Below are 13351 nucleotides of genomic sequence, written 5' to 3' on the forward strand. Positions count from 1 at the left end.
CCAAATCAATCCTATACTCCTTCCTGGCTGAATATGATTAGGAAAAGCCTGCAAAATTCGGAAAATCAACCTTAAATCCCAATAGTGACTTCTTTTTATGGGAGCGTTTACATTGAATTCAAGAACATTAAGAGGATTTGACAAAAGAATATTCGTCTTGTAAAATAATCAGAAAATTATTTTTATTTACATAAGGGAGTGGGCAAAAATGTTTCAAGTGTTAGCTGCTGATTCAATCAAAGAACAAGGCTTGCAGCCATTGCTGGAGTGGGAGCAGGCAGAAGTGTACACAGGGGGAATTGATTCCGGACTTGTCAGTTTGGAAAAAGTCGACGCGTTATTAGTAAGAAGTGCGACAAAGGTGACGGCCGAGCTGCTCGACTTCATGCCTTCACTGAAAATCATCGGACGTGCAGGTGTCGGTGTTGATAATATTGATATTGCCGCAGCGACGAAAAGAGGGATTGTCGTCGTCAACGCCCCAGACGGCAATACGATTTCCACTGCTGAACATACTTTTGCGATGATGTCTGCATTGATGAGGAATATCCCGCAGGCACACTCAACCGTAAAAAATGGGGAATGGAAAAGAAATCAGTTTATCGGGAATGAACTTCACAGCAAAACATTGGGAATCATCGGATTAGGAAGGATCGGATCCGAGCTTGCCAAAAGGGCAAGGGCTTTCGGCATGTCCGTTAAGGTGTACGATCCATTTTTAACGAAAGAACGAGCAGATGTCTTAGGAGTACAATTATCTACTTTCGACAACGTTCTTCAGGAAGCGGATATCATCTCCGTCCACACTCCTTTGACGAAAGAAACAAAAGGGCTTCTTAACGAAAGGACTTTGAGCCAGACGAAAAAAGGGGTCTATCTCCTCAATTGCGCCAGAGGCGGAATCATCGATGAGATGGCCCTCGCCCACTTTATCGAAAAAGGCCACGTAGCAGGTGCTGCCCTCGATGTTTTCGAAGTCGAACCCCCAGGGGAACACCCTTTACTTAAATTTGATTCCGTCATTGTCACCCCACACCTTGGCGCCTCAACGAAAGAAGCACAGTTGAATGTCGCTACTCAGGTTGCCAGGGAAATCAGGACTTTTTTTGAAAATAATCCTGTTGCCAACTCAATTAATCTGCCGGCCATGTCTAAAGAAATTTATGAAAAAATACAGCCTTTCCACCAGCTTGCAAAGGAAATGGGGAAAATCGTATCTGAATGCCATAACAAAGGCGTAAATGAATTGACAGCCACCTATTCAGGGACGGCTGCTGAACTTGAAACCTCCTTTTTGACAAAAGCACTACTTTCAGGTTTTTTCGAAAATCGAATTGATGTGAATGTGAATGAAGTGAATGCGATTCATATCGCGAAAGAGCGTGGAATCATGGTCGGGGAAAAAGTGACCGGAAACTCGTTCGGCTATGCAAACACCGTGACCATCACCGCAAGCGGAGACGGAGATGATTTTACAGTGAGAGGAACTTATATAGAAAACTACGGCCCAAGGATTGTCAGTCTCGATGGATTTAACATTGATTTCCATCCATCAGGCAACCTGCTATATATCCAGCATATGGACCGTCCTGGTGTAATCGGCCATGTAGGAAGGATACTTGGCGACCATGATGTGAACATCGCAACCATGCAGGTTGGCAGAAAGGAAGCTGGCGGAGAAGCGATAATGGTCCTATCCTTTGACAAGCCGCTTTCGAATGATATGATCGCCAAGCTCGGGTCACTGCAAGATATCGTAACAATCAATAGCATCATTCTCTAAATACACGAAGCAGGCCTCGAATCTGAATTGGAGGCCTGTTTTTTATTCGTCTGTCAATCAGGCTTAACCCAGCGGAAAAGCTTTTCGTTCTCCTTTTGAAAAAGTCATGATCTCTTTGTAGCCAGCCTCTTTCGCAAGCTCAAGAGCCTGATCAAAATCCGCGCCAACATGTTCAGGGACATGGGCATCCGATGATAATACGATCGGAATTTTTTTATCAAGGCACATTTGCAATAGCCTTTTATCTGGATACAATGTTTGAGTAGGTTTCCGTAATCCAGCAGTACTTATTTCGACGCAAGTCTTTGATTGCGCCAGTGCTGTTGTCGCCCTGTCATACTGTTCCAATAGAAAACTTTCATCTTCGGGGACATAGTTAAAGATTTTCACAAGATCAATATGTCCAATAATATCAAACAAGTCAGACTGCGCAAGGGTCACGACCTGGTCGAAGTAGTTTCGGTATACTTCCTTTACGTCCCTTTTATCCCATTCTTTTCGATATTCAGCCAGGTCAATCCCAAAATCGCCGATCCAATGAATCGATCCGATTACATAATCAAAATCGTAGCTTTTGATGAATCGTTCCATTTCTTCATGTTTGCCTGGGGTGTAATCCATCTCAATGGACATCTTCACGTCAATTTCATTTCTCCAGGCTTCTTCAAATAGATCGACATAATCAGCCATATCATAAAATCTTCGTTCATCCACCCAGCTATTTCGCAAAATGTCCGCTGTTTGATAAAAGTGATATGCATGTTCTGAAATCCCGAAATGCTGAATTCCTTTCGAGCTCGCTGTATCCGTAAACTGCTTCAAATAATCGAGTGTCAATGTGCCTCTTTCCAGATGATTATGATAATCCGTCAGCATCGTCCCCATCCCCTTTGCGACTCTTTTCCCCATTATACTTTCAAGTGATGATAGGAACAAGAAATTGCTTATCGGGTATCCAATATTTGCTGCGGCTTGATTGTGTCCGTAGTCAAGTTGTTCAATGCTTTCAACTGGCTGACAGTTGTATTTGTCTTCCTGGCAATCGAAATCAAAGTGTCCCCGGAAACTACGACGTACTTATTGTCAGCAGGTTGCCCGATGACCAAAACTGTACCACGGGATATCTGATCTCCATCAAGCTGATTACTATGCTTGATTGACTCTACAGATGTATGATACATTTTTGCGATCGACCAAAGAGTCTCTCCAGCTTTGACTGTATGCTTTATGTCAGGTTGCTGCGGAATGGCTTCCCCCGACTTCTGTTGATCCTTTTCCTTAGATTCAGCTTTCAGACTGCCATGCTGATCATTAATCGCAATATCATCAGCTAACCGCAGTCTGGCGACTGTTTCCATTGTCACTTCTTCCACCTTTGCCAATGCGTCAACTGGCTCTCCTACAGCAGTGTCTCCCAGCGCCAAAACGGGGTCCACAGCATTTTCTTTTTCATATGTCCATTTTTCCTTATGGATTTCAAAGTGAAGATGGACACCTGAGGAATCTCCCGTATTGCCCATAAGGCCGATGATATCTCCCTGCTTGACAGCCTGTCCTTCCTCAACATTCCTTTTATTCAGATGCGCATAAACAGTTTCCAGGTTGTTATCGTGCTTAATGAATACAACATGACCGTATGAACCTGAATAATATGATTTTGTAACGATCCCTTGATCAACACTATGTATAGGTGTTTTGAGCTCACCTGCGATATCTATTCCTTTATGATGGCCATGGCGTGTTCCGTAAAGGTCTGTAATGACCCCTTCTGCCGGCCATACCCAGTCTGAAGTCAGTTCCGGTATATCGAGCATTTCTGCCTGAGAGTGCTTTCCGCCAAGAAACAGCAAGCTGATACAGAGTGCCATTAACCCGGCAATGAGCAATCGCTTTATATAATCCTGCATTTTCTTCCTCCTTAACTTTTTACTCCCTTTCCATCCCTATGACAGCCTGTACGAAAATAGAACTGCGGTATGGAAAAGCAGCAGCTAAAAAGCACATTCGTTATAATTGGTGGTTAGCTGCTTTTTTATGCAAAAGAAGGAAAATTAGTTGCATTCACTACAACGCAAAAAAGGAAGACCTGAACGGCCTTCCTTTTTCAAAAAAATATTCAGCTGCTTTTTCAAAGACAGCAGCTCATTTATTCACTTTCGATATTCTTTTTGTTTGGAGCAAGTGGCAGCGGTAATACTTCTTTCAAATTGAAAGGCCCCAGCTGGTCAATGTTTGCATTAGTAAACCTTACACCTTTATAATCAAACTCGCTCGCTGTCATCAGGATTGCCTCGAGATTCGGCATGAAATCTTCCTGCAGCTTCGTTTCATCCGTCAAGGTAATCTCGAGCACTTTATCATTAGATTCAGTTTTTGCAAGCTTGAAATTTTCCGGAAGTGAAGGTGCAAGATGCCCGATTTCATCTCCCTTCCACATCTGCGCAAATGCTTCTGTAATTGTCTTATGCTGTTCTTTTGTCGGTACAAGGTATGGATTTGGCATCCCTTCCACCGACAAGAACAAGTATGCTCTTCTTTTTGTTGTTTCTGCATTAAGTGGAAGTTCTTCCATTTGACCATAGTTCCCTAAGTCAATCCCCGGGTTACCCTCTGTTGTTAACATCATTCTCTCGATGCCTTCTCGAGAAAAATTTTGTGTCATTGCTTCAACGAAAATTACGTTTGGTGTACTTCCATTTCTAAAAGGGTGATCTTCTTTAACATCTATGCTCAATGTTTTTGTCGCTTCCTCATAGCTCCAGGAAGCATCCATTGGGTAATAATCAGTAAGCCCCCATTCCACTTCCTTAAGCATTTGCATTGTTTCCGTATAGCTCTCGATCCAGGTTTTCCCCGTTTCCTTCGGCCTTGTTACCGTAACTGGCACAACAGCCTGCGCCTGCTGGTCGGGAATTGCATAGGTGAAGATTTCTGAAGCCTCTGTATCGAACTCATCTGGATATACAGAAATCAGCCCGTCATATGGATTGGTTTTATCCATTTTGATGAATTCCTCAGCCTCTTCTTTCTTATCTGCTGAATCCCTCAAGAGTGTGTTTTCCTTCTCAAGAGCACTTTTCTTTGCTGAATCATCGCTGATTGCAGTATCCATTTCTATGGATGATTTTTCTCCCTTAGCAGAACTGCTGTCCATGCTCATTTGTTCAGAAGTATTGTTTCCCAACAATCCTGGGGAAAGAATAAAGGCGAGGAAGAGTACCGCAGCGAGAGCCGCACCCGGAATGATCCATGTGGGCATTTTCTTTCTTTTTTCCACTCGATGGGCGATATTCTGATAAATGTCACGAGAGTCGCGATGGTCTTTTATCTTTGGCATCTGGCCGAGGAGATCTTCTAGCTGCTTATCGCTTAGCTGTGACTTTTTCACTAGTCATCCCTTCCTTTTCAATCATTTCTTCCATAAGCTTTTTCAGTGTCTTCAAAGCACGGTGCTGTGTAGTCTTGACCTTGCTTTCCGTCCACGATAAAGCTTCGGCCGTCTCGGAAATCGTCAGTTCATGTATATAGCGCATGATGATGACCATACGCTGGTCGACTGTGCATTGATCGAGGCACTTGTACATCATTTGGATTTCTTCACTTTGAAGCGCCATTTCCTCCGGCAGCGGCTGCTCATCCCTTACCTGCCGTGCAGACATATCGAAGGTTTCAAGCAATCGCTGCTTCCAGCCCTTCTGTTTTCGGAAATGATCGATCGCGACATTCTTCGCGATAGAAAACAGCCAGGTTTTTTCACTGCTTTTCCCTTCGAACCTGTCATAAGCCTTGAGAACACGGATGTATACTTCCTGAACAAGATCCTCTGCCAGTTCCCTGCTTTTCACCATATAAAATAAAAATTGAAAAACGTCATGATGATATTTTTGATACAATTCATCAAAAACGGAGTTCATAGGTCTTTTCGCCTCCGCATTCATTAGATTAGTCGTAAAACAGATAAGAAAGTTTCATATTAACTATATTATTTTTAGATTGGAAATGAAAGGGTTTTTCCGAAGGGAAATATTTTTGTCTTGTAGTGAGTAGATGAATACATGACGGACACTTTTTCTTGCTTCTTTAGTGTTTTTGTCCGTCAGCGCGTAGACGAGGGACACTTTTCCTGGATTCTTTGCTAATTCTGGCTGTCATCACCTTCATGATGGACAGTTTTTCATGATTCTTCGCTATTTCCGTCCGTCATCACCTTTATGACGGACACTTTTCCAGGATTCTTCGCTATTTCTGTCCATCATAGCCTTGATGACGGACACTTTTCCTGATTCTTTCCCGGTCCTGTCCGGCAGTGGGACAATATCCCCTTCGCCAAGAGCAATACGCGAACACCAAAATATAACGGAGCGAAATAAGCTGATGAAAATACAAAGAGGCTTCCACAATCTGATGAGATTTGGGCAGCCTCTTGCGGGAATAATCATTGTTCCTTGTGAATCAAGAATAGTCGGCAAGTTATTCGATATTTCGAGGGATGAAAAAGGAAAATGTCGTACCTTGTCCTAGTTTGCTTTTTACAGAGATAATACCTCGATGTGCGTCGATGATATTTTTGGCGATAGCCAGTCCCAGACCCGTTCCGGAAACTCCTCGTGTTCTTGACTTATCACCCTTGTAAAAGCGTTCGAACAGGAACGGCAAGTCTTCTTCAGGAATGCCTGGCCCCTGGTCGCTGACTTCGAAATACAAGCCGCGTTCGTCGGTTCTCGCTTTGATATCAACTGCCGCTGAATCCGGCACATGCCTGATGGCATTATCGATTAGATTCGTCAGTACCTGCTCGATTCTGTCGGGGTCAAAGCGGAAGTGCGGTTCCTCTGCTTCAAGCTGTGCAGACAGGTCAATTCCTTTATCCTTCGCAAGACCTTGGAACTTGCGGATGACCCGGTTGATATATGGTTCCAATTCGACTGACTCCACATTAAGCAGGATATGTCCTGCTTGCATGCGGGCTAAATCAAGGAGTTCATTAACGAGACGGCCCATTCTGAGGGACTCATCGTAAATGACTTTAGCCATTTCCTTCTTCTCTTCATCTGTCTGGGCGATATCATCGACAATCGCTTCACTGTACCCCTGCATCATCGAAATCGGTGTTCGCAGTTCATGCGAAACATTTGCGATAAAATCTTCCCTCATTTTGTCGAGCTTTCTTTCCTCGGTCATGTCCCTTACTACGGCCACTGCACCACGGATGAACCGCTTATTATAAAGGGGACTGACAATGATGACCCATGTCCTTCCCTGGGCAGTGATTTCGCCAACTTGTTCTTTCTCCGTATTGACTGCCAGCTGGAATAACTCCATGACTTCGGAAGGGACCGCATCTGTATTCTCTGATGCAAGGCCTTGCTCATAATACCAATATCTTAGGAAAATCTCCGCAGGAGGATTCGTAATCAGGATCGTTCCGTCGCGATTGAAGGTGATTACCCCATCCGCCATAGAGCTCAGGATGCTTGTCAGCTGTTCCTTTTCCTGGCTCAGTGCGTTCATGTTGAATTTCAGCTGCCGGCCCATCTGATTGAAGGCCGTGGCTAATTCGCCAATTTCATCATGGGTGAGGATCGGCACCTTAGTGTCAAACTTACCCCTGGCGACTTCAAAGGCCGCCTCTCTCATTTTCCTTAATGGAGAGGTAATCCTTGTCGATAAGAAGAAAGCAAAGATGGTCGTAAGGACAATCGCAACACCTGCTGCAAGCAGGATGAACTTCGTGGTCAGGCGTGTTGTTTCTTGCATGACAGCTAAGGACTGATAAATAAAAACAGCGCCATTTCCTTTTTCATACTGATGCAGCGGTACCCCAATCATTAAATATTGGGTATCATCTACCTTATTAGAAACACCGGGCAATGAAGTAATAATATCCACTGTCTTGTCTCTTTCGAAAACTTCAGAAAGATCTTTGTCTTTTGTAAAAAAGGATATCGGCACATGAGCTGCTTCCTCACTGCCAGGGGAATAAAAATAAGTATTTTGATCCCTGATGACCGTGACCCTTGCATTGTCATCGACCATTTCCCATGCAATCTCAAGGCCTAGACCTTCTTCGTTGCCAGGGTGGTCTTCAAGCACCCTGGCGATTTTTTCAGCCGTATTGGTCATATCTTTACGAGTCTCATTTATATGATAGTTTTCAAAGAATTCCATCAGCATGACTGTCAGGATGAACAATACGAATGAAACGAGCAAAAGAATGGTAATCCAAAGCTTACCTACTACGCTTCGCCAAAACATCATTCATTGACTACCTCGAACTTGTAGCCAACCCCCCAGACTGTAACAATCATTTTAGCAGCCTGTTCAGATACTTTATTCAACTTCTCACGTAATCTTTTTACATGCGTGTCTACTGTGCGCAAATCACCAAAGAATTCATAATGCCATACTTCCTTCAATAATTGCTCCCTGTCAAAAACTTTATCCGGAGCTTTTGCAAGGAAATAAAGCAATTCATATTCCTTAGGAGTCAAGCTAACCTCTTTGCCATCTGCTAAAACCCTATGGGCATCATTATCAATGGTTAAATGAGGGAAAACAATCACATCTTTTGCAGTCGTTTCAGTCTGCAGGTAGCTGGTGCTGGAAGAACGTCGGAGCATCGCCTTGACACGCAATACGACCTCACGCGGGCTGAATGGTTTAACGATGTAATCATCTGTTCCAACCTCGAACCCCTGTACCCTGTTCACTTCCTCACCTTTAGCTGTGAGCATGATGACAGGAGTCGACTTCTTTTCACGAAGGTCACGACAAACCTCGATTCCGTCTTTCCCTGGCATCATCAAATCAAGCAGGATGACGTCGTAATCGTTTGCAAGCGATTTCGCCAGCGCTTCATTTCCGTCTTCTGCTTCATCAATTATATAGTTCTCTCTTTCAAGATACATCTTCAATAATCTTCTGATTCTTTCTTCATCATCAACTACTAAAATCTTCACTTCTTTTTCCATAAGGTATATCCCTCCCTGCGATTATTTTACATAAACAAGAGTATTCTTTCCATGCTTTTTTAAAAAAGGCCTTCACTTAAAACAGTGAAGGCTGTCAATATTTTGACACAAATCAGGAACCTGCGTATGAATGCAGTCCTGCGATAACAAGGTTAACCGCTACAAGATTGAACATGATGATGATAAAACCGATGACCGCAAGCCATGCTGATTTTTCTCCATGCCACCCTTTTGAAAGGCGCAAATGAAGGAACGCTGCATAGAACAGCCAGGTGATCAGTGCCCAAACCTCTTTCGGGTCCCAACCCCAGAATCTTGTCCAGGCAATTTGTGCCCAGATCATGGCAAAAATCAGGCCTCCGAGCGTAAAGACCGGGAATCCGATCAGCACGGAACGATAGCCGATTTCATCAACAAGATCCAGGTTGATATTCTTCGTCCAAGGCTGAAGGGCAGCTGCTACGCGCTTACGCAGGATAAGTCTAATTAAAGCATATAATACTATACCCGCTGCAAGTGACCAAATAACCGTATTCAATTTCTTCGCACTGATGATGGCAGGTGTCTCGAACATTGGTTCAAAACGATTTTTGTCAGTAAGTTCATACTGATGAGGTCCAACGATGGCAGGAATCGTGTATTTCTCTGTCGCAGGCTGACCTTCTTTATTTACATAGTTGAAGTTCGCTGAATAGTCCGTTGCTGCAAAGTAGCTTGATACAAACACAAATCCGAGTGTACTGATCAACCCAAACAAGACAACTTCCAGCCAGATGTTACTTTTGGTTCTCTTCGTCTGGTCTACACTTTTAACAAGGTAAATCAGGCCGGCAGCAAAACTCACTGCCAGGATTGCCTGCCCGATCGCTGTGGTGGTTACGTGAATATGAAGCCAATAACTCTGCAATGCCGGAATCAATGGTGTGACATCCCTTGGGAACATACTTCCATAAGCAATGATCAAAGCAGCTACCGGCAGTGTGAACAAGCCCAGCAATGGCGTTTTATACATGAAATAAATAATGATAAAGGCGCCTACCAATGACATGCCGAAGAATGTCGTAAACTCGAACAGATTGCTGACCGGCGCGTGGCCGGATGCAATCCATCTTAAGATGAAAAATGTCAACTGGGAGAGGAAACCTGCAATCGTTACAATGATTCCAATCTTTGCCCATCTATTCGGGCCACCTTTTTTATCGGCATGTCTCTTATCCTTGATCGCTCCCCCAAAAAACAAAATACCGACTAAATAGAGGATAAAAGCTGTAAACAGAAAGTTCGAACTTAACTCAACCATTATATTCCCTCCTTACTCCTTTTTATCTTCGGCGTCCTGGTCTTCTGGAGCATCGATTCCTGAATCAGCAAAGACATCATCAAGCTCCCTCTTCAAACCATGCCAGTTTTTATTTGTGTGAGCGGCTGTCCAAATCTGGCCATTGATTCTTCTTAACCATAGGCGACGATGGTTCCAGTATGCACCCTGGACGACGCCGATCATGAAAATCAATCCTCCAAGACCGATAATCCACAGTGTGAGGTCTTTTCTGACAGTCAGGGCCGTTACATTCTTCGTTTCGATTCCTGCAAATGACATCTTGTAATCATTTTCGCCTAAAGGCTCAAGATTCTGCCTGATCGCAACAAAGCTGACTTCGCCATCCGGCTTTTCAGGGGTGAACATTTTGAAAATGAAGGCAGGATTATTTGGAATACGTGATTTCGTCGCAGGCTCCCCATCTTCATTGAACTCAAAATCCGGGAAATAGCTCATGACTTCAACCTTGTATCCATTTCCTAAATCATAGTTCATTTTAGGATCATATAAATCTACTTGGACATCGCCAAATTGTTCTTTTGTCTTTTTATTCTCGAGCTTGAATGCCATCTTGCTCATTTCACCAAGCTTATAATCCACCTGGTACAGGGCGTAACCATCTACTTTCAAAGGCTTATTAACCTGAATCGCCTGGTCACGGACCTTTTCAAGCTCAGGTTTTTCTCCAGGGACAATATCCCCCTGCCTCTCGTATAGAGTGGCATTCGTCTGATAGTTTTTAACAACCGTACCAACCTTATTGATGGCATCCTTGAAGACTTTCTCATCTTTATCCTTGTCATATACTTCGAAGATAAATTGATTGTTTTTCAGATAATAACGTCCTTCAGTACCAGGAATCGATTTCGTTTCGCCTTCCCTTAACCAAAGAATTTCATCTACATACATTCCCGGTACGAAGCGGAGCATACCGCCAATCAAAAAAATGATCAGGCCGAGGTGGTTAACATAAGGCCCCCACCTGGAAAAGCGGTTTTTTTCAGCAAGGAGATCACCGTTTTCCTCACGCAGTTTATATCCCTTTTTCTCTAAATTCCCTTTGATTTTCTCCGTTCCCTCACCAGACAATTCAGCTTCATGCACACTGAACATTCTCTGGCGTTTCAAGAAACTCTCATGTCTTGATACCCTTTGTTTTTTCAGGGACCTATATAATGGAACCACCCTGTCAAGACTAGCAATTACAAGTGAAATGCCAAGAGCAGCGATCAGGATCAAATACCACCAGGAACTGTATAAGTTATGGAATCCAAGATCATAATAAAGCTTGCCAAGCCAGCCATATTTTTCTTCATAGTATTCCGAGGCAGGCATTACAGGCGGAATGTACATTTCCTGCGGGAAAATTGTCCCTAATGAAGATGCAATCAGGAGGATGACAATCAGCCATACCCCCACTTTCACCGATGAAAAGAAATTCCAGATCTTATCGATTATCGTCTTGTTATAAGTTTGTGAACGACGGGCGCTTCCCTCATAGCGCATGTCAAGAAGCTGCTTTTCTTTCTCTTTTTCCTCAAGCACTCTTCCGCAAGATTCACAAAGGATCGTTCCCTGCGGATTGACATGGCCGCACTCACATTTTACTTCTTTCATAGTAAAAACTCCCTGTTCCCCTTACTTTAAGGTTTAATCTGTTCCATGAATTCACGGACTGTTTCTTCAGTTAATTCCCCGGTATGACTTTTCACTACATTGCCTTCTTTGTCAATCAGAAAAGTGATTGGAAGCGGATTGATTCCGTATGCTGCCTGGACTGCTCCATCGTCTATCATGACAGGGAAACTCAGTCCTTTTCGGTCTATGAATCTGTTGACAACCAGCTCTGTTTCACCTGAATCAACCGCAAGCACCTGTACACCCTGATCCTTGAACTGCTGGTACTGATTTTCGATATAAGGCATTTCCCTTTCGCAAGGTTTGCACCAGGTTGCCCAGAAGTTCAGGAACACCCCTTGCCCTTTATATTCAGAAAGCCTGTGCTTATTGCCTTCCATATCAACGAGGACAAAGTCTGGAGCAGGTTTCCCAACTACGATTTTGTGATTCTTATCCTTATTCATGTTGGCATATAGGGTATAACCGACAGCCAAAGCCATTACTGCGAGAATGATTGTCCGAGTGATTAGTCGTTTTTTTTTCATTCCCTAAACCTCCCACCGTATTTCTCCCTTATTATATCATTATACCTATTTACATGTTGAAAAGTCAGGATTTTTTCATTGCCAATACACGCAGCTGTTTCACTTCGTGATGTGTAAGCTCCCTGATTTCCCCCGTTCTCAGACCATTCAAAGTGAGGAATCCGTATTTTTCGCGTTTGAGTTTCAATACAGGATGGCCAATTGCCTCGAACATTCTTCTGACCTGCCTGTTCCGACCCTCATGAATCGTGATTTCAACAATAGCAGTATCTTTCTTTTTATCCACACTCAGCATCTTGGTTCTTGCCGGTGCGGTTTTGCCATCTTCGAGCATAATGCCTCGCGCCAGGCTTGTCAGCTTTTCTCGCGACGGAATCCCTTTAACCTTTGCAACATAAACCTTGTCAATTTCATTGCTGGGATGCATGAGCAAATTCGCGAATCCCCCGTCGTTCGTCAACAAAAGCAGCCCCGATGTATCAAAATCCAGCCGCCCTACAGGATATATGCGCTGTTCGATGGTCTGGAAAAAGTCAGTCACGACTTTTCGCCCTTTGTCATCCTGGACACTTGAAATGACTCCGCGAGGTTTATAGAACAAGAAATATACCGGTTCTTCACCCTCAATTTGTACTCCATCCACTTCGACTCGGTCAGAGGAAGTCACCTTGCGGCCAAGTTCTTTGACTACACTGCCATTTACCTTGACTCTGCCTTCGAGGATCATTTCCTCGGCTTTTCTTCTCGATGCTATTCCTGCATGAGCAATCACTTTTTGCAGTCTTTCCATGAAGGTCACTCCTAATTAATATCAATTAACCGTGGGTTATGTAAATATCTAATCCATCCTTATGAATTATGACATAACTTTCGCTTATTTCAAAGTAAGCAATGGTGTAAAAAGCGAAAAATAAATCGGGAATGTTAATACTTTTTTAACATTGTTTCGCTAACTTCACCTTCCTAATGTCGATTTGGTCACAAATTGGCGAAAATCCAGCTTTAAACAAAGCTATGTCCATATTTAAAAAAGGAACATAAACATGGAGTTCCCTATGTTAAAATATTACATTACAGGCAGGCAGAAAAGGGTGGGGAATTCAAAAAGAGC

11 protein-coding genes are annotated in these 13351 nt (G+C 43.4%); 1 reads left to right on the forward strand and 10 read right to left on the reverse strand.

The features are described 5' to 3' along the window. Window positions 1-208 precede the first annotated feature (208 nt). Window positions 209-1783, forward strand: coding sequence for a phosphoglycerate dehydrogenase (gene serA / locus QNH36_RS15880; protein ID WP_283903785.1), 1575 nt, complete (start codon window positions 209-211; stop codon window positions 1781-1783). Between the two features lie 63 nt (window positions 1784-1846). On the opposite strand, the gene QNH36_RS15885 is transcribed toward serA, so the two are convergent. The 10 genes from QNH36_RS15885 to rluB form a co-directional block, all read right to left on the reverse strand. Beyond that, window positions 1847-2659 (reverse strand): histidinol-phosphatase, encoded by an 813-nt coding sequence (locus QNH36_RS15885; RefSeq protein ID WP_283903786.1) that lies wholly within the window; start codon window positions 2657-2659, stop codon window positions 1847-1849. A 68-nt stretch (window positions 2660-2727) separates the two neighbouring features. Continuing rightward, the gene (locus QNH36_RS15890) at window positions 2728-3690 is read right to left on the reverse strand and encodes a peptidoglycan DD-metalloendopeptidase family protein (RefSeq protein WP_283903787.1); all 963 of its coding nucleotides are present in this window, start codon (window positions 3688-3690) and stop codon (window positions 2728-2730) included. A gap of 239 nt (window positions 3691-3929) precedes the next feature. Continuing rightward, on the reverse strand, window positions 3930-5171 hold the full coding sequence (locus QNH36_RS15895; protein ID WP_283903788.1) for a GerMN domain-containing protein: 1242 nt from the start codon (window positions 5169-5171) through the stop codon (window positions 3930-3932). Continuing rightward, the gene (gene sigX / locus QNH36_RS15900; RefSeq protein WP_144476663.1) at window positions 5146-5697 is read right to left on the reverse strand and encodes an RNA polymerase sigma factor SigX; all 552 of its coding nucleotides are present in this window, start codon (window positions 5695-5697) and stop codon (window positions 5146-5148) included. The genes QNH36_RS15895 and sigX overlap by 26 nt, the downstream gene beginning before the upstream one ends. Before the next feature lie 556 nt (window positions 5698-6253). Beyond that, window positions 6254-8041 carry an ATP-binding protein gene (locus QNH36_RS15905; protein ID WP_144476660.1) on the reverse strand — a complete coding sequence of 596 codons (1788 nt, stop codon included), beginning with the start codon at window positions 8039-8041 and terminating at the stop codon, window positions 6254-6256. After that, entirely contained in the window at window positions 8038-8754 is a 717-nt protein-coding gene (locus QNH36_RS15910; RefSeq protein ID WP_079509602.1) for a response regulator transcription factor, read from the reverse strand. The genes QNH36_RS15905 and QNH36_RS15910 overlap by 4 nt, the downstream gene beginning before the upstream one ends. A 112-nt stretch (window positions 8755-8866) precedes the next feature. Further along, entirely contained in the window at window positions 8867-10054 is a 1188-nt protein-coding gene (gene ccsB / locus QNH36_RS15915; protein ID WP_144476657.1) for a c-type cytochrome biogenesis protein CcsB, read from the reverse strand. Between the two features lie 12 nt (window positions 10055-10066). Beyond that, window positions 10067-11692, reverse strand: a complete 1626-nt coding sequence (resB, locus tag QNH36_RS15920) for a cytochrome c biogenesis protein ResB (protein ID WP_283903789.1) — start codon at window positions 11690-11692, stop codon at window positions 10067-10069. Window positions 11693-11718: 26 nt separating this feature from the next. Then, complete coding sequence (gene resA, locus QNH36_RS15925; protein ID WP_144476651.1) at window positions 11719-12240, reverse strand: thiol-disulfide oxidoreductase ResA; 522 nt, start codon at window positions 12238-12240, stop codon at window positions 11719-11721. 64 nt (window positions 12241-12304) lie between these two features. After that, a complete protein-coding gene (gene rluB, locus QNH36_RS15930; protein WP_283903790.1) occupies window positions 12305-13030 on the reverse strand; it encodes a 23S rRNA pseudouridine(2605) synthase RluB in 726 nt (241 codons plus the stop codon). Between the last annotated feature and the right edge of the window lie 321 nt (window positions 13031-13351).

It is taken from the genome of Mesobacillus sp. AQ2, from assembly GCF_030122805.1.
In the GTDB taxonomy this organism is placed as follows: Bacteria; Bacillota; Bacilli; order Bacillales; family Cytobacillaceae; genus Mesobacillus; species Mesobacillus oceanisediminis_A.